General features: G+C 72.9%; 18 protein-coding genes. 9 read left to right on the top strand and 9 right to left on the bottom strand.

The window, feature by feature from the left end; genetic code table 11:
- Nucleotides 1-59: 59 nt before the first annotated feature.
- The 3 genes from EPO13_07865 (at nt 60) to EPO13_07855 (ending at nt 3,111) form a co-directional block, all read left to right on the top strand.
- Nucleotides 60-1,094, top strand: coding sequence for a 2-phospho-L-lactate transferase (locus EPO13_07865; protein ID TAK69124.1), 1,035 nt, complete (start codon nt 60-62; stop codon nt 1,092-1,094).
- Between the two features lie 19 nt (nt 1,095-1,113).
- Complete coding sequence (locus EPO13_07860; GenBank protein TAK69123.1) at nt 1,114-2,469, top strand: coenzyme F420-0:L-glutamate ligase; 1,356 nt, start codon at nt 1,114-1,116, stop codon at nt 2,467-2,469.
- Between the two features lie 81 nt (nt 2,470-2,550).
- Nucleotides 2,551-3,111, top strand: coding sequence for an HNH endonuclease (locus tag EPO13_07855; GenBank protein ID TAK69122.1), 561 nt, complete (start codon nt 2,551-2,553; stop codon nt 3,109-3,111).
- On the opposite strand, the gene EPO13_07850 is transcribed toward EPO13_07855, so the two are convergent.
- The gene (locus EPO13_07850; GenBank protein ID TAK69121.1) at nt 3,096-4,022 is read right to left on the bottom strand and encodes a DNA-3-methyladenine glycosylase 2 family protein; all 927 of its coding nucleotides are present in this window, start codon (nt 4,020-4,022) and stop codon (nt 3,096-3,098) included. The two genes, EPO13_07855 and EPO13_07850, sit on opposite strands and share 16 nt — an antisense overlap.
- Here EPO13_07850 and EPO13_07845 point away from each other — a divergent pair.
- Nucleotides 3,925-4,878 carry a DUF3105 domain-containing protein gene (locus EPO13_07845; GenBank protein ID TAK69120.1) on the top strand — a complete coding sequence of 318 codons (954 nt, stop codon included), beginning with the start codon at nt 3,925-3,927 and terminating at the stop codon, nt 4,876-4,878. The two genes, EPO13_07850 and EPO13_07845, sit on opposite strands and share 98 nt — an antisense overlap.
- Before the next feature lie 121 nt (nt 4,879-4,999).
- Here the strand turns inward: EPO13_07845 and EPO13_07840 are convergent, their stop codons facing one another.
- Nucleotides 5,000-6,082, bottom strand: coding sequence for an NDP-sugar synthase (locus EPO13_07840; protein ID TAK69119.1), 1,083 nt, complete (start codon nt 6,080-6,082; stop codon nt 5,000-5,002).
- Between EPO13_07840 and EPO13_07835 the strand changes: the two genes are divergently transcribed.
- From EPO13_07835 to EPO13_07825, 3 genes are all read left to right on the top strand, one after another.
- A complete protein-coding gene (locus EPO13_07835) occupies nt 5,972-6,892 on the top strand; it encodes a TIGR03089 family protein (GenBank protein ID TAK69118.1) in 921 nt (306 codons plus the stop codon). The genes EPO13_07840 and EPO13_07835 overlap by 111 nt on opposite strands.
- A 464-nt stretch (nt 6,893-7,356) precedes the next feature.
- Nucleotides 7,357-7,827, top strand: coding sequence for a winged helix family transcriptional regulator (locus EPO13_07830; protein TAK69117.1), 471 nt, complete (start codon nt 7,357-7,359; stop codon nt 7,825-7,827).
- A gap of 118 nt (nt 7,828-7,945) precedes the next feature.
- Complete coding sequence (locus EPO13_07825; protein TAK69116.1) at nt 7,946-8,524, top strand: carbonic anhydrase; 579 nt, start codon at nt 7,946-7,948, stop codon at nt 8,522-8,524.
- 259 nt (nt 8,525-8,783) lie between these two features.
- Here the strand turns inward: EPO13_07825 and EPO13_07820 are convergent, their stop codons facing one another.
- The 3 genes from EPO13_07820 to EPO13_07810 form a co-directional block, all read right to left on the bottom strand.
- Nucleotides 8,784-10,550 (bottom strand): SpoIID/LytB domain-containing protein, encoded by a 1,767-nt coding sequence (locus tag EPO13_07820; GenBank protein ID TAK69115.1) that lies wholly within the window; start codon nt 10,548-10,550, stop codon nt 8,784-8,786.
- Between the two features lie 180 nt (nt 10,551-10,730).
- Nucleotides 10,731-13,283 carry a glycosyltransferase gene (locus EPO13_07815; protein ID TAK69114.1) on the bottom strand — a complete coding sequence of 851 codons (2,553 nt, stop codon included), beginning with the start codon at nt 13,281-13,283 and terminating at the stop codon, nt 10,731-10,733.
- On the bottom strand, nt 13,280-14,224 hold the full coding sequence (locus tag EPO13_07810; GenBank protein ID TAK69113.1) for a glycosyltransferase family 2 protein: 945 nt from the start codon (nt 14,222-14,224) through the stop codon (nt 13,280-13,282). The genes EPO13_07815 and EPO13_07810 overlap by 4 nt, the downstream gene beginning before the upstream one ends.
- Nucleotides 14,225-14,431: 207 nt before the next feature.
- Here EPO13_07810 and EPO13_07805 point away from each other — a divergent pair, with 207 nt between their 5' ends.
- Nucleotides 14,432-15,337: an ABC transporter permease gene (locus tag EPO13_07805; GenBank protein TAK69227.1), complete on the top strand. Its 906-nt coding sequence runs from the start codon at nt 14,432-14,434 to the stop codon at nt 15,335-15,337.
- Entirely contained in the window at nt 15,324-16,232 is a 909-nt protein-coding gene (locus EPO13_07800; GenBank protein TAK69112.1) for an ABC transporter ATP-binding protein, read from the top strand. Before EPO13_07805 ends, EPO13_07800 begins: the two co-directional genes overlap by 14 nt.
- Nucleotides 16,233-16,243: 11 nt before the next feature.
- Here EPO13_07800 and EPO13_07795 read toward each other — a convergent pair whose 3' ends face one another.
- From EPO13_07795 to EPO13_07780, 4 genes are all read right to left on the bottom strand, one after another.
- The gene (locus EPO13_07795) at nt 16,244-19,375 is read right to left on the bottom strand and encodes a glycosyltransferase (protein ID TAK69111.1); all 3,132 of its coding nucleotides are present in this window, start codon (nt 19,373-19,375) and stop codon (nt 16,244-16,246) included.
- Nucleotides 19,372-20,370, bottom strand: a complete 999-nt coding sequence (locus tag EPO13_07790; protein TAK69110.1) for a hypothetical protein — start codon at nt 20,368-20,370, stop codon at nt 19,372-19,374. The genes EPO13_07795 and EPO13_07790 overlap by 4 nt, the downstream gene beginning before the upstream one ends.
- Entirely contained in the window at nt 20,370-21,446 is a 1,077-nt protein-coding gene (locus EPO13_07785; protein TAK69109.1) for a hypothetical protein, read from the bottom strand. Before EPO13_07785 ends, EPO13_07790 begins: the two co-directional genes overlap by 1 nt.
- Nucleotides 21,447-21,457: 11 nt before the next feature.
- A partial coding sequence (locus EPO13_07780; GenBank protein ID TAK69108.1) for a glycosyltransferase occupies nt 21,458-22,319 on the bottom strand: 862 nt, incomplete at its 5' end.

Genomic DNA, 22,319 nt, shown 5'->3' with positions numbered 1-22,319 from the left:
GCCAGCACTGTAGGAGGGCGCTCCGGGGGCTCCGGCGGCGGTAGGTCAAGATTCCGGGCATGCGCATCACGGCCCTCGCCGGCGGCATCGGCGGCGCCCGCTTCCTTCGCGGCCTGCTGCACCACCTGCGTCAGGTCCGGCCGGACGGCGCTGGCGGGACGACCGACGAGCTGACGGTGATCGTCAACACCGGCGACGACATCCGGATCCACGGATTGAACGTCAGCCCCGACCTTGACTCGGTCATGTACACCCTTGGCGGCGGCATCTCCGAGGAGCGCGGCTGGGGCCGCGACGGCGAGACGTTCACGGTCAAGGACGAGCTCGCGGCGTACGGCATGGAGCCGACCTGGTTCGGCCTGGGAGACAAGGACACCGCCACCCATCTGGTCCGCAGCCAGCTGCTGGCCGCGGGTTATCCCCTGTCCGCGGTCACCGAGGCACTGTGCGTGCGCTGGAACCCGGGCGCCCGGCTGCTGCCGATGAGCGACGATCGGCTGGAGACCCACGTCGTGGTGAACGACCCGGACCGCCGGGCCATCCACTTCCAGGAGTGGTGGATACGACACCGTGCCCAGCTGCCGGCGGAGGCGTTCGTCCTGGTCGGTCTCGACGAGGCACAGCCGGGTCCCGGTGTGCTGGAAGCGATCACGAACGCCGACGTCGTCCTGCTCCCGCCGTCCAACCCTGTCGTGTCGATCGGCACGATCCTGCAGGTCCCCCGGGTGCGTGACGCGCTGCGGGCGACCGCGGCACCGGTCGTGGGGCTGTCGCCGATCGTCGGCGGTGCGCCGGTCCGCGGCATGGCCGACGCGTGCCTGACCGCCATCGGCGTCCCCACCACCGCGTCGGCTGTGGCGCGCCACTACGGGCCCCGCCGTACCCGGGTCCCGGCCGGTGGCGACGGAGGCGGCCTGCTGGACGGCTGGCTGGTCGACGAGCTCGACGCGGACGTGGTCGCCGAGGTCGAAGCGCTCGGCATCCGGTGTGTCGCCGTACCCCTGCTCATGCACGACGTCCCGGCGGCCGCCGCCATGGCGCACGCCGCCCTCGACCTCGCCGCGAGCGTGAGCGGGGACACCGGTGGCCGCTAGCGCGCCACACGCTGCCTCGATGCCGGCCGCGCCCCTGCAACTGGTCGGCGTGGCCGGGCTGCCCGAAGTGCGTCCGGGTGACGATCTGGCCGCGCTGCTGGCTGTTGCGCTGCCGTCCGTCGCCTGGCCGGACGGCAGCGCCGGCGTCCGCGACGGCGACGTCGTCGTGGTGACCAGCAAAGTGGTGAGCAAGGCCGAGGGCCGGATCGTGGCTGGCACCGACCGCGAAGCGGCGATCGACGCCGAGTCGGTTCGGGTCGTCGCCTCCCGCACCACCGAGCACGGCACGCTGCGGATCACCACGACCCGGCACGGCCTGGTGCTGGCCGCCGCCGGAGTCGACGCGAGCAACGTCGCCGCGGGGACCGTCGTCCTGCTGCCGGTCGACCCGGACGCGTCGGCGCGGCGGCTGCGGGCCGGGCTGCGCAGTGCACTCGGCGCCGACGTGGCGGTCATCGTCACCGACACCATGGGCCGGCCCTGGCGGCAGGGACTCACCGACAACGCGATCGGCCTCGCCGGCCTCGACCCCCTGCTGGACCTCCGGGGAACCACCGACAGCTACGGGAACCCGTTGCAGGCCACCGTGATCAGCGTCGCCGACGAGCTGGCCGCCGCTGCCGATCTGGTCAAGGGCAAACTCGGGGCAGTGCCCGCGGCCGTCGTGCGCGGCATGAGTGGCGTCGGCGGACCGGACGGTCCCGGCGCGCGCGCCCTGGTCCGCGACGCGGCCGACGACCTGTTCGCCCTCGGTACGGCGGAGGCCGAGGCACTCGGCCGTCGGCAGGCGCCGTACCACCGTCGCACGGTCCGCCGGTGGACCGACGAGCCGGTGCCACAATCGCTTCTGCTGGAAGGGATTTCCGCGGCGCTGACCGCGCCGGCTCCGCACCACAGCGCCCCGACGCGGTTCGTCGTGCTGGACTCGCCTACGGCGCGAACCGAACTGCTGGACGCCATGGCGGCCCGCTGGGCGGCCGACCTGCGCGCGATCGACGCGTTCGACGAATCGGCGGTGGCCCGGCGGCTGTCGCGCGGTGACGTGCTGCGGCGAGCGCCGGCGCTCGTCCTGCCGTTCCTCGCCCTCGACGGCGCGGCGCACCCGTATCCGGACGAGCGGCGCCGCGGCTTCGAACGGGATCTGTTCCTGCTCGCCGGCGGCGCGGCGGTGCAGAACCTGCTGCTCGCGCTGGCGGCGGCCGGGTTGGGCGCAGCGTGGGTGTCCTCCACGGTCTTCTGCCCGGACGTCGTCGCGGACGTCCTCGCCGTACCGGACAGCTGGCAGCCGCTCGGCGCCGTTGCGGTGGGCTACCCCGCCGAGCCGCCGGGCGCCCGGCCCGTCCCGGACCCCGACCCCATGGTCCGCATCATCTGACCCGCGCCGACCGGTCGGCCGGTCCGCTGAAGGGGTGAACTGCCACTGACCAGCGGGTGAGACGTCAATACAGTCGTCGACGTGACGACGGGGGCGGCGGCCGGGACCGACTGGGGCGCAATACTCGAGGGCATCATCGGCGGTGTCCGCCCCGTACTGCCGTACGCCGTCGTGGTCGGCTTGCTGCTTCTCATTCTGCGGATGCCGCTTCCCGGTCGGGGACCGAGGTTCTTCCGACGCCTTGATCCCTGGCGCACGTTCAGGTTCGACGCGCGCCGCGTGGTGCTCGCACACGCCGGCAACCGCTGTGAAGCACCGCTCCTGATGGCGTGGGGACGGTGTCAATCCACAGCCGAAGAAGTCGACCACATCTATCCATGGTCCCGCGGCGGCGACACTGTCGTCAGCAACGGCCAGGCCCTGTGCCGCAGCCACAACCGAGCGAAGTCGAATCGCACCCCCGCCTGGTGGTATGTCGTGTCGTTGGAACGTCGACGTCGCCGGTACTACCCGGCCGGACACCGTGGGCGCGTCAAGGCAGCCATGGCCCCGGCAGACCGCGCCGCTCGGGAGGCGTGGGCGGCGCGCGAGCCAACTCGTCGGCCCGCCAGTCCGGCTAGGCCCGGTCAGATCCGGCGGTAGTCGCGCACTACGGCGCGCGGCCCGTGACGTTCTCGGCGTACGCCGGCCAGTTCCACCATGCGCTGCACGCGGTAGCGGTGCCCGGCGTACGGCGCGAGCACCTCGGCCAGGTCCGCATCGGTGCCGTCGTCGCGTCCGGTGAACGCGCGCACGACGTCGCGGGCGACGTGGTAGTCGCCGTACGACACCGCGTCTGCGTCTCCGAAGGCTCGCACGGCGACCTCGGCGGCCGTCCACACGCCGACGCCGGGAAGCGCCTGCAGGCGTTGCCGGGCGAGCGGACCCGGCAGCGACGCGCACGCTTCGACCGCGGGTGCGGCCACCGCCGCAGCCACCACCGAGCGGACCCGAACCGCTTCCAGCCCGACCTGGTGCCACTGCCAGGAGTTGATCTGCCGCAACCGGTCCGGGGTCGGGAACACCAGCATCCCTGCCGGTGCCGGCCCGGGTGCCGGCTCGCCGGCCAGCCGCAACAGCGACCGCCAGGTGCGCCACGCCTCCTTCCCGGTCACCTTCTGTTCGATGACCGCGGCGACCAGCGCCTCGAGTGCCCGCTCGGTCCGCGGCACGCGCCAGCCCGGGCCGTGCCGGCGCCACGCGCGCTGCAGGAACTCGACGTCACCGGGGTCGAAGCCGGCCGGGTCGTCGCCGGCGCCGAGCAGGCCGGGTACCCCGTCGGCGACCCAGTCGGCGCCCGGACCCCAGGACTGCGACACGACGTCCGCAGCAGCCCGGTCCACCCGCAGCACCTGCGTCGCCGGCCCGTCCGGGGTCCGGGTGGTCCGCCACCAGGCGCCGTCGGGGGTCCGGGCCGTGGTCGGGTCGCCGGAGCCACGACGCAGGGTTCCCAGCGTCGTGGCCACGTCGACCTGCCGGCCGGGCCGCCACCGCCGGGTCACGCTGGGGGCCACCGGCGCACGGTACGCCGGAACCCCGTACGGCGACGCGACGTCCCTGATAGGCGGCGTCGCTGAGACGACCGTCTACGGTGATCCCGGCGAGTGGCCAGTGCGGGCGGACGCCGATGACAGGAGGCGCGAGGTGGGCAAGGACGCCCGGAAGGCCGGCGGCGTGAACCGTCGCGACAAGATCGAGGCCTTGCGGCGCGAGGAGAAGGCCCGCCAGCGCAAGCGCACCCTGCTGATCACCGGGACGGCCGCCGTCGTCGGGGTTGCGCTGATCGTCGGTGCGGTGTTCGCGATCCGCGCCGAGCAGGCCAGCTCGCCACGGGCGCAGGACCCCGCCTCGTTCGGTGTGGCCGCCGCCGTGGCGTCCTGCCAGCCGGCGACGACCGATGCGGTGGCCGGCAGCGGCGACCACGTCGGTCCGGGGACGTCGCAGCCCAACGTGACCAAGGTGCAGTACGCGACCGTCCCGCCGACGTCCGGGCAGCACTTCCCGGTCTGGGCCGACGTCAACCGGTCCTTCTACACCGCCGCTGACCGGCCGGCCATGGAGAACCTCGTCCACAACCTCGAACACGGCTACCTGGTGATCTGGTACGACGACACGGTGCCGGCCGACCAGGTCCAGGCGCTGCAGGACCTCGCGACCCGCTTCAAGGCGGACAACACCACCCGCAAGGTCATCGTCTCGGCGTGGGATCCGGCGTACGGCGCGCTCGGCGACGGCGTTCACGTCGCCGCGTCCCGGTGGGGCGCCTCGCAGGGCCACCGGCTGCTGTGCGGTCAGGTCAGCGGCGAGGCGCTGGCCAACTTCTTCGCCGCGTACCCCTCGACCGACTCCCCCGAGCCCAACACCCCCTGACCTGCGGGACGGTCCGACTCGGGGACGGCGTGACCGCGGAGCGGTCGCCGACCGTCCGGCGCGTCTGCCGTCGGCCGACCGGAGAGCGGCAGCGCCCTGCGACGCCTGACCGGCGCCTGGGTCAGCGGTCGGACGAGAAGCGGATCGTGGTGTCGCCCAGGGCGACGCCGGGCCAGACCCGGGCGCCGGTCAGCAGTTCGTTGCCGGCACCGAGGACGGCGCCGTCACCCACCACGACCCCGTCGAGGTGGGTGCCCGGTCCCACCGTCGCGGCGCGGCCCACGATGCTGCCGCGCACGGTTGCGCCGGCCTCGACCACGGCGGAGTCGAACAACACCGAACCGTCGACCACGGCACCGGCGCCCACCGTCGCGCCGGCACCGACGACGGTGCCGCCCCGCAGGACTGCGTCGTCGGCCACCTCGGCGCCAGGCAAGACGAGGAACTCCCCGGTCGGCCCGGGCACGGCCGGGGACGGCGCGTGGCCGAGCACCAGATCGCAGGAACCTCGGACGAACGCCAGCGGCGTCCCCAGGTCCAGCCAGTAGCCGGGATCGACGCGGCCGGTGAGCAGCGCCCCGGATTCCAGCAGGCCGGGGAACGTCTCGCGCTCCACCGACACCGGGCGACCGTGCGGTATCTCGTCGATCACCTTGCGGCGGAAGACGTAGCAGCCGGCGTTGATCTGGTCGGTGACGATCTCGGCAGGCGTTTGCGGCTTCTCCAGGAACGCCGACACCCGACCGGATTCGTCAGTCGGTACCAAGCCGAATGCCCGAGGGTCGGGCACCTGGGTCAGATAGAGCGAAACCTGGGATCCGGTGTCGGCGTGGTGCTTCAGGAGGCCGCCGATGTCCAGGCCGCTCAGCACGTCGCCGTTGAAGACCAGGACCGGGTCGTCGGGGCCGGACAGCAGGTGATCGGCCACGTTGCGGATCGCTCCGCCCGTACCGAGCGGATGCTCCTCGGTCACGTACACCAGCTCGACGCCGAGGTCGCGACCGTCGCCGTAGTGGTCGCGGAACACCTCCGCCTTGTACGCCGTACCGAGCACCACCCGGGTCACACCGGCGTCGCGAGCACGCAGGATCTGGTGCGTCGTGAACGGCACTCCGGCGACCGGCAGCATCGGCTTGGGCGTGGAGATCGTGAGCGGGCGCAGGCGTGTGCCCTGCCCTCCCACGAGAAGAACGGCTTCGGTCACCGGGTCACGGTGCCATACGGCACGCCGGTGTTGCCGGGCGGTAGCGTCCGCTCGGTGACCGGCGACACCCTTTCGGCCCAGCTGCGGACGCGACTGCGTCACGACCGGCCGCTGCCGTTCGTGACGTTCTACGACCAGACCAGCGGCGAGCGGGCCGAACTGTCGGTCGCGTCGTACGACAACGCCGTGGCCAAGACCGCGAACCTGCTGCGCGACGGGCTCGGCCTGCAGCGCGGCGCCGCGGTCGGCGTACGACTTCCGCTGCACTGGCAGCTGACCGTGGTGTGGGGGGCGTGCCTCCAACTCGGCGCGACGCTGGCGGTCGGCAGCGACGGCTTCGATGCCGACGTGCTCGTCGTCGGTCCGGCCGACCTCGACCTCGCCGGTCGCGCGCCTGACACCCTCGCGGTGTCGCTGCGGCCGTTCGGGATGCCGTTCGACGCTGCGCTGCCGCCCGGTGTGCTCGATCACGCCCTGGAAGCCCGTGCCCACGGCGACGTGTTCACCCCCGGCCCGGACGCCACGGCCGACGACGTCGCCCTCGTGCTGCCCGATGGCACCGCACTGAGCCAGCGAGAGACGCTCACGGCCGCACGGGAACTCGCCGAGCGCAGCGGGCTGCCGGTCGGTGGGCGGCTGTTGACCGCCCGCGGCCCGGACACCGCCGACGGCCTGTTGGCCGCGCTCGCCGTACCGATCGCCGTGAGCGGTTCGGTCGTGCTGGTCGCGGCAGGCGATCCGGCGACCGCCGTCTCCCGGCTGTCCGAGGTGGCCCGGACCGAACACGCGGAGACGATCCTCGGTCCATGACGTGGAGTTTGCCCTCGGACTCAGCCGGCGCTGGTACGCCGCCCGATCCGCTCCGCCTCAGGCCGTGAGATGTCACGGTGACTGACACCCGTCCGGCCGACGTGGGGCACGCCCTTTGACAAACGGTGCCCGTGACAAACGGTGCCCGTGACAATCGGTGGGGCCGAGACGCAGTGCCCCTGACACGCAGTGCCCTGACAGATGGTGCTCCTGACACGCAGTGCGACAGCTTCTTTGACAATCACGATGCGAACGGGAGACCATCGCGCATGGTCTGGTCCGGGGTTCGCCAGGTGGTCTGCGTCCACCTCGCCCTGGTCCGGCACGCCAGCGCTCGCTGTTGCTGACCTGATCCGGCCCGGCCGACGCCGGCGAGAGCCTGTGGCCCACGGCGTCGCGGAACTGTCCCCTGATCGTGTGCTCAGCCGGCGCTTCCGGCTGACAGTCCCCCCGCGAGGTTAGTCATGCCGTACGACGACATCCGCACGTTCTGGCGCACCGCGCCGGTCGCTGCGACCACCATCGACTTCGACACCCCCAGGACCGCAATCGACACCCCGAGCAGCAGCGGTGTCAGTTCGGCACAGCTGGACGACACTCCTTCAGCCACAGGCATATCCAGCCCGGTATGGGTCGACGGCGACTACCGCGTCGCGGTCGCCGGGCAGCGGGTCCTCGACCTGACACGACTGGAATTCGACCTGCTCGCCCACCTGGCCAGTCATCCGCTGCGGGTCTTTTCGCGAGACCAGCTCGCCGACCGGGTCTGGGGCTACGACGCAGCCTCAGGCAGCCGCACCGTCGATGTTCACATCACCCGGCTGCGCCGAAAACTCGGCGTGCACCGCGACGCGATCGAGACCATCCGCGGGGTCGGCTACCGCTTCCGCCCGCCACGGTCCGCGATCGGCGTCAGTCTGCGGGGTACGGCCTGACGGCTGGGAGATGTCAGCGGCGGTGACGTCTGTCATTTTCCACACTTTCCCTGTAGTGTTGGTGAGGACAGCCGCCCCCGCCGTATCCGGGGTGCGCCAAGCAAGGAAGGAAACCCGCATGTCGGTCCTACCCGAGGTGCTCGACGCAAACGACGCGTACGCCGCCAGTTTCGGCAGCAAGGGCGACCTGGCGCTGCCGCCGGCACGCCGGTTCGCCATCCTGACCTGCATGGACGCCCGGCTGGATCCGGCGAAGTACGCCGGTCTCAGCGAAGGCGACGCCCACGTGATCCGCAACGCCGGCGGCCGGGCCAGCGACGACGCGATCCGGTCGCTGGTGATCTCGTACAAACTGCTGGGCACCCGGGAATGGTTCGTCATCCACCACAGCAACTGCGGGATGGAGTTCTTCACCGACGACACCATCCGTGGACTGTTGGCCAGCAGCCTGGAGACGGCCGTGCTCGGCCCGGACGGGTTCTCCGACGTCGGGACCGGGCCCGGCTCCGCGGAGGGGCGCTACATCGACTGGCTGACCATCACCGACAACGCCACCAGTGTCGTGGACGACGTGGCGCGCATCCGGTCACACCCGTTGGTACCCAAGTCGATCCCGATCTACGGCTACATCTACGACGTCACGACCGGCCGCCTGATCGAGGTACCCGAAGCCACCGCCGCCGGCGCCGCGATCTAACCGCGACCGCGTCCGCACCGACGGGCACCGACGTACGACGTTGGCGTACCGGCGTACGACGTGGGGTACCGGCGTACGGCAACCGTTGGGTACCGGTGTTGCGCGCCGTACGGTTCTTCAGGAGGCCAATCCAGGCCGACATTGCAACCAAAAGGCGCGCAACACTGGGGCGACGCCCCCCGGGAACGGAGCGTCCGGCACCCCTGGGCTGCACCCCTGGGCTGGCACCCCTGGGCCGGCACCTCTGAGGGCGGGAGCGTTAGAGGCGGGTCACTTTCAGGGCGGTCCACGTCGCCTTGGTGACTTTGCCGGTCGCCTTCAGTTTGTGGGACCGCTGGAACGCCTTGACCTTGGCCGTCGTCGTGGGACCGAACCAGCCGGAGCGCGGCTTCACCTTGAGTTTCTTCTGCAGCAACGACACCACCGGTCCGGCATCGCCCTGCTTCAGGCCGGGGGGTGCCGCCCCGACCACCACGGCCGGCCACCGGGTGATACCGAGCGCCTTCCAGGTGGCCGCGTCCACGACGCCGGTGCGCTTCAGACCGTGAGCGCGCTGCGCCTTCTTGACCGCCGCCTTGGTCTTGCTCGCGAAGGTTCCGGTGACCGAGACCCCGAGCCGGGCCTGCAGGACCCGGACGGCGTCGCCGGTGCTGCCGCTGGCCAGCACCGGCAGCCCGGCGCTGATCGGAGCGGAGGAGGCGGGCACGGGCACCCCGGCCTGCTGACCGGCCGGGACGACCGTGCTCACCGCGGTCGAGCGCAGCGATAGCTTGCCCTGCAAGGTCGAACCGGCGATAGACGCCGTACGACCGGTGCTGGAGACCGCGGTCACCGTCTGCGCGGCACCGCTGACGTACCGGGCGCTCACCGTGACCGAGGCGACGTCGGGCAGCCCGAAGGCGGTCGCCATCGCGGCCTGCCCGACGTTCACCGACCACACCCCGCCCGGGTTCACCGACGGCGCGATGCTCCAGTGGTCGTCGACCGAACGAGCCCAGGGCAGCGCGGTGGTCCAGACGTCCTCGCTGTTCTGGGTACGACCACCGGTCGAGGACGAGTAGTACGCCATGATCGGCGTTCCGCCGTACGTCACGGCCAGGCTTCCGGTGGAGTCCACGGCGTTGCGCCACACCGCGCCCCACGCGCCCTCGTTCAGTTTTCCGGTACCGGTGAACGTCTGGTCGTAGTACGGGCCGCCGCCGTCGTCGACGTGGCAGCGGCACGACGAGGTCGTGCCCAACGCGACCTGCGCCAGCGCGTACGACCGGCCGGCGATGATCTGCGCCTGCAGTGCTGCCAGCGGCCACGACGACGGCACTTCGGCCAGGCCGTAGAGGTATTCGTCATGCACCCGTACCACGTTGACGACCTCGAGCGCACCGGACACCGGCTGCACGTCCAGCCAGCCGTAGCGGTACGCCGGCGCCGACCCGAGGGTCTGGCCCGGTCCGGCGACCGCGACGTCGGTGCTGGTGCCGCCCAGGCCGGCCGCCGCCGCGAAGCGGGTGCCTTCCCAGTAGATCCGCAGCCGGCTGCCGGCGGCGGTCTGGCCGCTGTTCCGCTGCGTGGCCGTCACGGTCGCCCCGCCGACCCCGAGTCCGAACGTGGTACCGGGACCCGCGACCAGTTCGGCGGTGACGGCGTCCCCCGACATCACCTGAACCTTGACGTTGCCGCCGCTGCGCGCCTGCACCGTCGCGCTGGACGCCTGGTGCAGCAGGTTGACCCGGATGTCGGTGCTGTCGTCGACGGATTGGACGGCGGTGTTCGAGTAGTAGTGGGTGAGGATGTCGGTGGCGGTGAAGCCCTCCCGCGCCATACCGAGGGCGCCGTACTGCGACAGTCCGACGCCGTGCCCCCAACCCGCCCCGGCCACGGTGAACGTGGCGGGGACGCTGGCCGCGGCCGCCGTCGTCCCAGGCACGAGGGCCGCCGCACCGGCGACAGCGGCGGCCAGCGCGACGCTGCCGGCGCGGGCCCACCGGCTGGGGCGCCGGTCCGCGGATCCGTCGGGCTGCCAGTTCACGTGCCACCGCCGTCCTGGTCGTCGCGCGGCTGGCGGCTTACGCCGTACGGGTGAGCCGCGGTCGCTTCCCTGTCCGTGGCTACGTCGGCCGTGGCGCCCCGAAGCTTGAACCTCAGACCCAGGATGTCCGGTATCCGAGCCGCCGCCTCCGCAGGCTTAAGGTCCAGTAGACGGTTCGGGTTACAGCGCGGCGATGCGCTCGAGCAGTCGGCGCGACACCGCTGCGGCCGCGAACTGTTCGGCCCGCTCCCGAGCGGCGCGGCGGACCGCCGCCGACCGCAGTTCCGGCACCGTCGTCAGGGCCTGCGCGAGCGCGCCGGGGGCCGTGGGGTCGTAGAGGACCCCGCACTCCGCGGTCACCACCGCGGGAAGGCAGCCGAGTGCCGGGGCGACCACAGGAGTGCCGAAGCCGAGCGCCGCCAGCGCCGAACCGCTGTTCAGCGCCCGCCGGTAGGGCAGGACCGCGGCATCGGCGGCCTTGTAGCAACGCGCGACGTCGTCGTGGTCGACGAATTCCCAGCGCGTCGTCACCCGCGGATGAGCACTCAGCCGGCGCAACGTCTCGGCCATCCCACCGGCCCGCAGCGGCCGGCCGACGACCAGCGCCCGCAGGCCGGTCGCGGCGACCCGCGGATCGTCCAGCGCGTCGAGCAGGTCGTCGGCGCCCTTGTACCCGCGCAGCACGCCGAACAGCACCACCACCGGCTCGTCCCCGGTCAGCCCGAAGCTCGCCCGCGCTCGCCGCCGCGACACCGCGTCGGGGTAGTAGCCGAGGTACGACGGATGCTCGACCACCACGAGGCGGTCCGGCGGCACGCCGTACCGGGCGGCCACCTCGCGCGCGCTGTCGTGGCACATGACGTGCACGAGATCGGCGTGCGAGGCGACCACGTCGAGCACCCGCTGCTCCGCCGCCGGGTCGTGCGCCTCGTGGGGGGTGGCGTTGTGCACCGTCCACGCCACCCGGCCGCCGCCAGCCCGCCAACCCGACAACGCGGCGTCGAGCGCGAGGACCCGCTGCTGGACGTCCACGGCCGACACCGCACCCTGCAGCACCCGGTGGGTCCAGTGCAGGTGCAGCACCCGAGGCCCGGCCGCGGCCGGGTCGGCCAGCACCGACCGGGAGCTGTCGGCGAGGTCCCGCAGCGGTGCGACCACCACGCCGAGGTCGGCGGCAGCGGCGTAGATCAGGTCCTGGTAGGGGTTGCTGGCCCGCTCGTCCGGCCAGAACGCCAGGCGGACCGCGGGCCGGGCCACCGGCGACCAGCAGGCGACCAGCTCGGTGAACCGGGCAGCACGCACGTCGTAGGTGTGGCGGTCGAGCACCACCTCGCGCAGCTGGCCTGCCAGCTCGCCGGCGCGGTCGCCCGTGCCGAACTCCCCGAGCAGGGCGGCCAGCGACGCGGCGTTGGTGTAGACCGGGACCGCCTCCAGGCCCGACCCGGTCAGCGCGAGCCGGGAGTTGGTCAGCGGCAGGGCGCCGGCGCAGATCGACTCGTAGATCCGCGAGTTGAGGCTGCCGACCTCCCGGGCGACCGGCAGTTGATCGTCGAGCACCAGCCGGGCCCGGGCGTACGCCGCCGGCAGCTGCAGGAAGCCGACCCGGCCCGCGTCGTACCCCCGCAGCTCGCGGCGGCCGGCGCCGCGGCGCTCACCGAACAACGCCAACGGCAGCCGGGGTGGCCGGTCGGCCAGCCACTGCAGCAACTGCCGGCCGCTGCCGAAGTCGTTGGCCGTGCCGACCGCGCCGAGCCGGGCACCGGCCTCGGCATCGCCCTCGGGACACGCGAACAACTCCGGGTCCGCGGCGATCGGCAGGACGTCGACATCGCGTCCGGTCGCCGCGGTCAACTGCGCGGCGAACACCTCGGAGGCCGCCAACCAGCGATCCCACAGCAGAGCCGAGGGCTGCTCCAGCCAGCCGCCGATATCCGAGCGGGCCCACGCGACGCGAACCGCGGTCGCCGGCAGCGCCGCCGGGTCGACGGCCGGCACCATGGCCACCACCACGTCGGTGCCTTCGGCGACCAGGTCCCAGGCGTCCACCGGGTGCAGTGCGGTACGCCAGCCGAGGCGGCGCAACGCGCGGGCCAGTCCGGCGGCGACGTACAGGTCACCCCGCCCGCTGTCCAGGTCGGTACTGGACACGCAGAACGCGACCGAGCGAGTACCTGCCGTCGGCTGCTGCCGCTCGCCGACCAGCGCCCGGTACTGCGCGGCCAGCGGCGACTCGGGGAGGTCGGTGAAGGGCTCGGGCACCAGGTCACCGCGCCCGCGCGAGCGCAGGGTGCGCAGCGCGCGCCACGTCTGAGTACCGAGTTCGGCCGCGTTGTGGGCGGCGGACTCCGCGCCGCGGTAGGCCCTGGACCGCCGCAGCACCCGCTGCTGGACCTCCCGCGCGAGCTCGCCGGGTCCCATGGATCGCAGTGCCGCGACCTCGGCCGGAGACAACCGCAACCGCCGGACCACCGGGTCGGAGGTGGCCGTGCCGACGGTCACCCGGTACGCGCGGCTCCCCCGTAGCCCCCGCCCCCGCAGCCGCCCGAGGAGCCCGGGCCGCCGGCCCTGCCGCAGCGCCGCGACCTCCGCCTGCGTCCGGGCGAGCCGGCGGCGTACGGCGTCCTGCGCCGGATCGGGCACACCCACCGTCCCGGGTCCCGGCTGGTCGCCGCCCGGGGCCGGATCCGGCGGAGCCGGCTGGTCGGGCTGGGCCGGCTGGTCGGGGGCCGTCACTGCCAGCCCACCGAGGTCGGCACGTCGCTGCGACCGCTACGCCCGGCAGCGCCGTCGGCCCGGGCCTGCGCCACCAGCGCGTCGAAGGCGAGCAACTCGTCCGGCCGGGCGACCGCGATCCGTTCCCGCGCACTGGCCACGAACACGTCGGTCGGCTGCGGGGCGGCCGGGTCCGGCACGAAACCCCAGCGGCGGGCGAACAGGTCGCGGTTGCGGATCATGTAGTAGACGAAGGTGGCGGTCGGGATGTCGGTCACCGACCGCCGCAGATGGTGGACCCGGGATCGCGGTTCCAGCAGCACCCGGAAGCCGCGCCGCCGGGCCTGCAGCGCGTAGTCGGTCTCCTCGAAGTAGAGGAAGTACTCCGTCGGCAGCGGGCCGAGCACCGCCATGGCCCCGACCCGGACGAGCATCGAGGCGCCGTTGGCGTAGTCGGTGTCGAGGTGGCCGCGGGCGGGCCGCTGGCTGGCCGGCACTCCCCGCCCGAGGTGGCGCGTCGCGCCGGTGACCGGGTCCACCACCGCGCCGTCGTACGCGATCGGCGCGTCGGGACCGGGACCGTCCAGCAGCCGCGACCCGACGATCGCGGCGTCCGGCACGGCGTCGGCCGTGGTGACCAGCCAGCCGAGCGCCGCGGGCTCGGCGACCGCATCGGGGTTGAGCAGCCACAGGTAGTCCACGCCGAACCGTTGGGCGGCAACGGAGGCCGCCAGACCGACGCCGCCGGCGAACCCGAGATTGGACGGCGCCGGCAGGTACGTCACGGTCGGGTCGAGCGAGTCCGCCAACGGCGACCCGACGCCCGCGTCCGGACCGTTGTCGACGACCAGTACCACCTGGGACGGATAGTCGGCATCCTGCGCCGACCCGACCGCCCGCAGCGTGTCGGCCGGCTGACTGTGGTGCACCACCACGGTGGCGACGCGCGGGCGCAGGGACATCGGGGCAGATCCTAGGTCCGCCTCGTGCCGAGCCGGGGCCACGACCGGCGCGGTATGCCGACGGACGCCTCGAGCGCCGGAGCGCGGGATCGCTCACCCGGCTCGGCCAGGATGCGAGGATGTCCCGCGGCTCCCGGCTGGGAGTCCCCGACCGGCGCACAGGCGCCGCGGGCCACCTGAGGCGAGCGAGGACGCGTGGCGAGCACGGTGCAGCAGCCAGGGCCGGCCGCCCCGGCACCGGCGTCCCGATGGGACGGTGCCGGCTCGGCCGCCGAGCTGGCCGCTGCCAACGGCCTGGGCGCGGCGGACGCTCCGCTGTCGCTGCCCCGCTACCTGGCCGCGCTGTGGCAGCGCCGGCACTTCGTCTCGTCGCTGGCGTCGGCGCGCCGGCGTACCCAGTACTCGGAGAACCGCCTCGGACCGGTGTGGTTCGTCCTGAACCCCATCCTGTCCGCGGCGATCTACTACTTGATCTTCGGCGTCCTGCTGCAGACCTCGCGCGACATCCCGAACTTCCCCGCGTTCCTGGTCATCGGCGTGTTCGTGTTCGGCTTCACGACCCGCTGCACCGGTTCGGGCGCAACGGCGATCACCAGCAACACCGGCCTGATCCGCGCGCTGCACTTCCCCCGCGCGACGCTGCCGGTCGCCGCCGTGGTCGTGCTGTTCCGCGACTTCCTCATCTCGCTGGCGGTGATGGCGGCCATCGTGCTGCTGATGCGGGAGCCGCTCACCTGGAACTGGTTGCTGGTCGTGCCTGCCATCACGTTGCTCACGATGTTCAATCTCGGCTTGGCGCTGTTCCTGTCCCGGCTGGTCGCGCAGGTCCGCGACATCAACCAGGTCCTGCCCTTCATCATCCGGATCTGGATGTACATCAGCGGCGTCTTCTTCAGCGTCACGATGGTGAGCGATCGCCTCCCGCACAACCTCAACTGGTTGCTGGAGGCGAACCCAATGGCTACCTACATCAGCCTCGTCCGCGACTGCCTGATGTACAGCGAGGTGTCGCAGCCGTGGGCCTGGTGGGCCGGGGCCGGCTGGGCGATCTTCGCCCTGGCCGGAGGCTTCTGGTTCTTCTACCGCGCCGAGGAACGCTATGGCCGCAGCTGAGCCCGTCCCCGGCGGCGCCGATCCGCAACCGGTTGCGGCCGTGGCCGAACCGGCCACCGGCACGCTGGAGTCCGGCGTACGACGGGCCGACCCCGCGGCACGGCCGTCGATCATCCTCGACGACCTGCACGTGACGTACCAGGTCCGCGGGGAGAAGCGCGTCGCGAACGCGATGGCCGGCGGTCGCCGATCCCTTCTGCCGGAGCGTTTCCGGCGGTCGGCCACCCACGGCACCCAGCAGGTCCGGGCGTTGCGGGGCGTGGACCTGGTCGCCCGGCATGGCGACGTGATCGGATTGGTGGGCAGCAACGGCTCGGGCAAGTCGACGATGCTGCTGGCGATCGCCGGGCTGCTGTCGGCGACCGACGGCAAGGTCTACACCTCGGCGCGGCCGTCGCTGCTCGGGGTGAACGCCGCCCTGATGAACGACCTGTCCGGCGAACGCAACATCGTCCTGGGATGCCTGGCGATGGGCATGAGCCCGGAGGAGATCGACGAACGCTTCCAGTCGATCGTGGACTTCTCCGGCATCGGTCGCTTCGTCTCGCTGCCGATGAACACCTACTCGTCGGGGATGGCCGCCCGACTGCGGTTCGCCATCGCGGCCAGCGTCACCCACGAGATCCTGCTGATCGACGAGGCATTGTCGACCGGTGACGCGAACTTCCAGCGGCGCAGCCAGGAACGGATCGAGGAACTGCGCGACGAAGCCGGCACCGTCATCATCGTCAGCCACGCCCTGACGTCGATCCGGGAGAACTGCAACCGGGGCGTCTGGCTGAACCAGGGCAAGATCCTCATGCAGGGCGAGGTCGAGGAAGTGCTCGAGGCGTACGAGAACCGTGACCGCGACCCGAACTTCGCCGAGAGCGTCGGCGGCCTGATCGGCGACTGAGCAGCCGGTGTTCAGACCGAACGCTTGTCCCACAACGCAGTAGCGACGTCCAGGAGCCGCGCGGCGCGGGCGGCGAAGGAGTGTTCAGCCCGGATGCGCCGCGAGATCTGCTGCACCCGAGCCTCCGACGGGAACGCCGCCGCGGGATCGGCCGCCCACGCCGCCAGCTCCGCCGGCGACCGGTAGCCACGGACCAAACCGTCGAAGACCTCGTCGATACCGTCGACCGGGTCGCTGATGACCCGCCCGCCGGCGGCCGTGGCGTCGAACAGCCGGTTGGACAGGAAACCCTCGCGGGCCATGTCCTCCCAGTGGTCGTTGAGGACGACGCCGGCCGCGCGGTACGCCGCTCCCAGCGCGGCGTTGTCCAGGTACGGCGCCTTCCACCAGCGCGGGTCCAGCCGGCCGCCCCAGTTCGGGCCGTACACCGACAGGTCGACGCCGGCGGCGACCGCGTCGGCGATGATCCGCCGGTCCTGGTCGCGTGAGTCCCCGACGAACAGCACGGCGTCACCGGAGTCCGGCGCGGCGAGGCCCGGGTGGAACCGGTCGGGATCGGTGGCCTGCAGCAGCGCCTCCACCGGCACCGCGACGGTCCCCGCGGTCCGCCGGGCCCAGGGCAACGACGCGGCGAACACGTGGTCGTACTCGCGAAGTTCACTGCGCTGCACCAGGTCCGGGTGGCTGATGACCCACAGCAGGCTGAGCTGACCGGGTTTCGGCCGGTACCGGACAAGGCCGCGGATGACCAGCACCACGTCGTCGTGCTGACCGGATTCGCGGTCGAAGGACTGCCGCCGGTCCACGATGACGTCCTGCCCCAGGTCGCGCAGCGCGTCGGCGAGATGCGCGGCGAAATACGTGTCGCCCCAGCTGTCGCCGCCGGGCCCGGCCGGTGCGGCGATCTTGATCGCCCATCGCAGCGATGGCCGGCTGGCGGCGGCCACCGCCGGGGTACGGCGTACGGCGCGGTCCACCCGGACGACCCCGGCCTCGCACGTCGCGGTGAACCCGGCGCGCTGCCAGGGTGCCGGATCGAAGTCCGGCAGTGCCGGTCCGTGCCGGTCCAGCAGCACGCGCGTGGCCTCGGGATGCCCGTAGCCGCCGGCCTGCCGGGCGCCGTCGTCGCGGTTGGCCACGGCCGCCGGGACCACGACCAGTCGCCGGTCGGGCCAGCGCCGGCGGATCCGCAGGCTGAGGTCGACGTCCTCCCAGCCACCGGTGAACCGCGGCTCCAGGCCGTCGACGGCGACGAGGTCGGCGGCCCGCATCGCGATCACCCCGGCCGCCAGCGCCGGCACCTCGACGACGTTGGCTCCCACATCGGCGGTGGCGTGGCCGGCCAGGATGGGCACCGGCAGACGGTCGGGTCCGGTGAAGGCGAAACCCGCTGCGGCCACGGTGCCGTCGGCGTCGCAGAGCAGGGCCTGCGCCGCGACCACGGCCGGGTCGGCGAGCGCGTCCAGCAGCGGCGGCCACCATCCCGGCGCGACCTCGACGTCGCCGCGGACCGCGACGACGTACTCGCCGGTGCTCGCCGCCAGCGCCAGGTCGACCCCGAGGGCGAAATGGCCGTTGACGGGGCGGGACACCAACACGATCCGCGGATCGGCCGCCGCCATGCCGGCCAGCTGGCCGGCCAGCGCGGGCTCGGATCCGTTGTCCACCACCACGATCTCGGCGTCGGCCGTCGGCGGCAGCGTGTCCAGCAGGGCGCGCAGGTTCCGCAACGTGACCCGCACATCGGGGATCGACGGTGCCAGCACCGACACCCGGCCGGCGACCCGTTGCAGCACACCGGATCGCAGCGCCGCCCAGTCGATCAGGTGTTTGCCGAGCACGGTCCACAGCCAGCCGAAGGTCTCCCGGCCGGTGATCCGGTCGGCGCCGTCCTCGGCGTACTCCACCCCGACGAACGGGACGAGGACCGGTTGCTGCTGACGGGCCAGCCGGATGACCAGGTCGTGATCCACGCAGCGCCGCAACGATTCGTCGAAGTCGCCACCGGTGGCGGCGAGCACGTCGGCCCGCACGACCAGGGCGTTCAGGTCGACGTGGTTGCGCACGAGCAGGTGGTCGAGTCCGCCGGTGAAGAACCGGTACCGGATGCCGGCCGGGCCGTGCATCCGGACCCCGCTGTACGCCACGCCGAGCCCGTCGGTCTCCATCGTGGTGAGCATGACCTGCAGGAACTGGGGCCGCCACGTGTTGTCGGAGTCCAGGAACGCCACGTACCGGCCGCGGGCGGAGACCAGGCCTGCGTTGCGGGCAGCCGACACCCCGCCACCGGCGGTGCGCGCCAACCGGATCCGCGGGTCCGTCGCCGCGATGCCGGCGACCACATCGGCCGTGGTGTCCGTGGAACCGTCGTCGACGACGACCAGCTCCCAGTCCGGCAGCGTCTGGGCCTGGATCGACGCGATGGCCTCGGCCACCTGCACCGGCCGGTTGCGGACCGGCATGACGATGCTGACCCAGGGCCGGTCCCCGGGAGGCGGCAGCGGCCGGGCCAGTGCGCGAGCGACGGTCGTAGCGGCGAGATCCTCGTCGTACGTCGTGGCGACCCGCTCGGCGGTGAGACCGGCGTCGGTCCGGCGCTGCCGTGCCGCGGCGATCATCGCCGTGCGCACCGCCGGCCACGTCGCCGGACCGGGGGCCTGCCAGGACAGCGGCAGCGGCACCGACGGGTCGGCGGCGGCCTCGTGCAGGAACCGTGCCAGCGGCGGGACCGGGGTGCCTGCGCGGGTTCGCAGGAACTCGACGTCGGAGAACAGCGGCGACGGTCCGGGGTTGGGCCGCACCAGGAAACCGCCGGTCGTCACGTACCGCACCGTCGGGTCGGGCGGCCGCGGTTCGCGGCCGGCGGCCCGCGAACACCAGGCGGGGACGAACAGCGGGCTGACCGAACTGGCGGGAAAGTCCCCGCGCAGCAGGTACTCCCGCGTGCTGGCGTGCACCGCGGCGGTCGCCGCGGCCCGGGCGTGGGGCTGAGCGATGCCGGTGACGGCCTCACACCAGTCGAGATCGACCAAACCGGACGCGACGAGCGCGTCGCGCTGACCGGGCCGGGCGGACCGGGCGACCCGCAGTCCCCGTCTGCCCGCCGCGGCGATCCGGCGGGCATGCCGGATCCGCGCCGTCACGACGCCGGGACGGGTGGGCGCGCCGGGGCGGGCCGGCGCGAGGCGTGGGCGCGGACCAGGTCGACCAGCCAGGAGTCCATCGCGGTCAGCCGCCGCAGCCGCCGTGCCTGCGCCGGGGAGATCGCGACGAGGTCGTCGTCGGCCGGGGACGTGTTGCGGCGCAACGCCTGCTCGCGTTGCGGCTGCCACCCCAGCAACGCACACACCCGGCAGTACACGTCGAACAGCTCGTCGGTCACACCGGCGACGTCCACTCCGGCGACCAGCCGCTGCAGCAACGCGGCGGCCGCACCGGGGTCGTGCTGCAACCGCTCGCCGGTGCCGACCAGGCCGGTGGCCGGGGGGACGAGGCTGTCGAACATCAGCCGGGCCCGCGACAGCAGCCACGACGACTGCGGGTTGGACAACATCTCGTCGCTACGGCCTGCCAGCCACTGGTCGAGCGTCATGGACATCATCGGGTCGTCGCCGCGACCCATCGTGGGCAGCCGCCGGCGGTTGTACTTGTAGTAGCTGGTCCACCAGTCGACCGGGTCGCGAACGGTCAGCACGCTCACCCACTCGTCGGTGGGGAACTGGTACAGCGGCTCCAGGAAGTTGTGCCCGACGAAAAGCCGGTAGCCGCGTAGCTCTTCCACCGACCGCGACGTCCACTCGTAATTCCCACTGGCCGTGAAGATCTGCTCGGCAGGAACGTGCGCCCCGAGCATCGCGGCCATCGAGGTACCGCCGGTCTTGGGCACGTGCAGATAGAGGATCCGGGGGCGGGCGACGTCCGGCGCTCCGCTCAGCCGCGGCTGGAGGCTCTCGGTGACCCAGCCGGGCCGCAGCATCTGGCCCTGCAGCGCCAGCGGGGCACGCCGGGTCCGGCGCCGACCGGCCCGGCGGTCGTTGACCCGGGCCCGGGCACCCAGCACGGTGGCGCGGACCGGCGCCGGGGACCGGTCGACGAGGTCGAGGACGGTACGGCGCACCTCGGCACGCGAGATCGCCATCAGGCACCGTCCGTAGCCGAGGGTGCCGCCGGCCCGCCCGGCGGCACGGTGGTGAGGTCCACGGCCGCGGCACCGCCAGCCGGGGACGTCGTGGCGTTGGCGGTCGTCGTGGCGTTGGCGGTCGCGGCGCCCGTCGTCGGGGCGTTCGCCGCGGCCGCGACGCCGTACAGCCACGAGTCCACGACGTTCAGCGAGTAGAGCCGGTCGCGCTGGCCGTCGGACAGGTCGAGCAGGTCGTCGGCCACCGAGGACCGGTTGCGCTGCATGGCATTGTCACGGGCGCTCTGCCATCCCATGACCGCACAGGTGCGCTGGTAGATGCCCAGGATGTCGTCGGTCGTGCCGATCACGGTCACCCGGGCCACCAGCGCCGCGAGCATCGGCACGGCGCGGCCCATGTCGTCCAGCAGCGCCAGCCCGGAGCGGGCGATCTGGCCCGCGGGCGCCAGCGGGCTGTCGAACATCAGCCGCATCCGGGTGACCAGCCAGGATGCCTGCGGATTCGACAGGAACTCGTCGGTCTGGTCGGCAACCCACTGGTCCATGGTCTGGGTCAGGATCTTGCCGTCCTTGCCGGCGTCCTGCAGGCGGCGGCGCAGGTACTTGTAGCGGCTCTCCCACCAGGACACCGGTTCGCGCAGCGGCAGCACGGTGACCCAGTCCGCGTCCGGCAGTAGGTAGAGCGGCTCGAGGAAGTTATGGCCGACGAACAGCCGGTATTGCCGGCAGAGTTCCGCCGATGCCGTCATCCACTGGTGTTCGCCGGTGGACAGGAACGTCTGGTCTCCCGGCACGTGCGCGGCGAACATCCCCCGCAGCGACGACCCACCGGTCTTCGGCACGTGCAGCAGCAGGACCCGGCGGGTGTCCGTGCCGGGCGGGTCCAGCAGGCGCGATGCCATCTGCGGGGTGATCCACCCGGGCCGCAACCGCTGCGTCGCCAGCGCCGCCGCTCCGCCGGGGACGTCGGGGATGTCCCGCTCCACCACGGGCAACGGCTCCCACCGGCCGCTGGCGGCTGGGGCGCGACGGGACTGCAGCCGCAGGGCGATGCGCTCGCGGAGGGCCTTGACCATGGGCCGCCACTCTAGCCGGGCGTTGTCCCCCGGCCGGCGAACACCGAGCCGAGAAACGCCTGGGACATCGCCGTGGCCGGCCGGCGGTCGGCGGCGGCCCGCGCCGCGTGGCGCGCCGCGGGATCGGTCAGCCGGCGTACCGCCACCGCGAGCGCCTCGGCGAACGCGCCGGGCCGGTCGGCGTCGTACAGCTGCGCGCACGACTCGTCCACGGCGTCCGGGATGCACCCCTGCGCGGGCGCGACGACCGGGGTACCGAAGCTCAACGCGGCCAGGACCGCGCCGCTGGACAGGGTCCGGCGGTACGGGAAGACCGCGAGGTCGCAGGCCTTGAGGTGGACGGCCAGCTCGCCGGCCGGTACGTAGCCGGACCGCACGTGCACCCGGGGGTGAGCGTGGGCCGCCTCCAGCTGGGCGGACAGTTCCGGCAGCGCCGTACGACCGCGTCGGCCGGACACCAGGACGTGGACGTCGGCCAAGCCGGGCTCGTCGAGCGCATCGACGAGCGTGTCGATCCCCTTGTAGGGGCGAAGCGCGCCGACGAGCCCGACGACGACCTTGTCGGCCGGCAGCCCCAGCAGTCCTCGCGCGGTCGCCGGGTCGACGGAGTCCGGGTACCAGCCCACGTAGCTGGCATGCGGGACCGCGAGGATCCGGTCGGGTGGTACGGCGGCCAGCGCGGGGACGTCGCCGACCGTGGTGTCGCAGAAGACGTGGACGAGGTCGCTGCGACCGGCCAGCAGGTCGGCGAGGGCATCCTCGGCGGCCGGGAAGCGACGTTCGTGCGGCGCGACGTTGTGTACGGTCCAGACCAGCCGGCCGCCCCGGGCGGACCAGGCGGCCAGTTGCCGGTCGAGGCGGCGGACCCGGGCC

It is taken from the genome of Actinomycetota bacterium (assembly GCA_004297305.1).
Lineage (GTDB): Bacteria > Actinomycetota > Actinomycetes > S36-B12 > FW305-bin1 > FW305-bin1.
This window is presented reverse-complemented; position numbering and strand designations above follow the sequence as displayed.

Bases quoted from the DNA above. Each gene is read 5' to 3' on its own strand.
- EPO13_07865 (TAK69124.1), top strand. From the start codon at position 60: ATGCGCATCACGGCCCTCGCCGGCGGCATCGGCGGCGCCCGCTTCCTT.
- EPO13_07860 (TAK69123.1), top strand. From the start codon at position 1,114: ATGCCGGCCGCGCCCCTGCAACTGGTCGGCGTGGCCGGGCTGCCCGAA.
- EPO13_07830 (TAK69117.1), top strand. From the start codon at position 7,357: ATGCCGTACGACGACATCCGCACGTTCTGGCGCACCGCGCCGGTCGCT.
- EPO13_07825 (TAK69116.1), top strand. From the start codon at position 7,946: ATGTCGGTCCTACCCGAGGTGCTCGACGCAAACGACGCGTACGCCGCC.
- EPO13_07810 (TAK69113.1), bottom strand. From the start codon at position 14,224: ATGTCCCTGCGCCCGCGCGTCGCCACCGTGGTGGTGCACCACAGTCAG.
- EPO13_07800 (TAK69112.1), top strand. From the start codon at position 15,324: ATGGCCGCAGCTGAGCCCGTCCCCGGCGGCGCCGATCCGCAACCGGTT.
- EPO13_07790 (TAK69110.1), bottom strand. From the start codon at position 20,370: ATGGCGATCTCGCGTGCCGAGGTGCGCCGTACCGTCCTCGACCTCGTC.
- EPO13_07785 (TAK69109.1), bottom strand. From the start codon at position 21,446: ATGGTCAAGGCCCTCCGCGAGCGCATCGCCCTGCGGCTGCAGTCCCGT.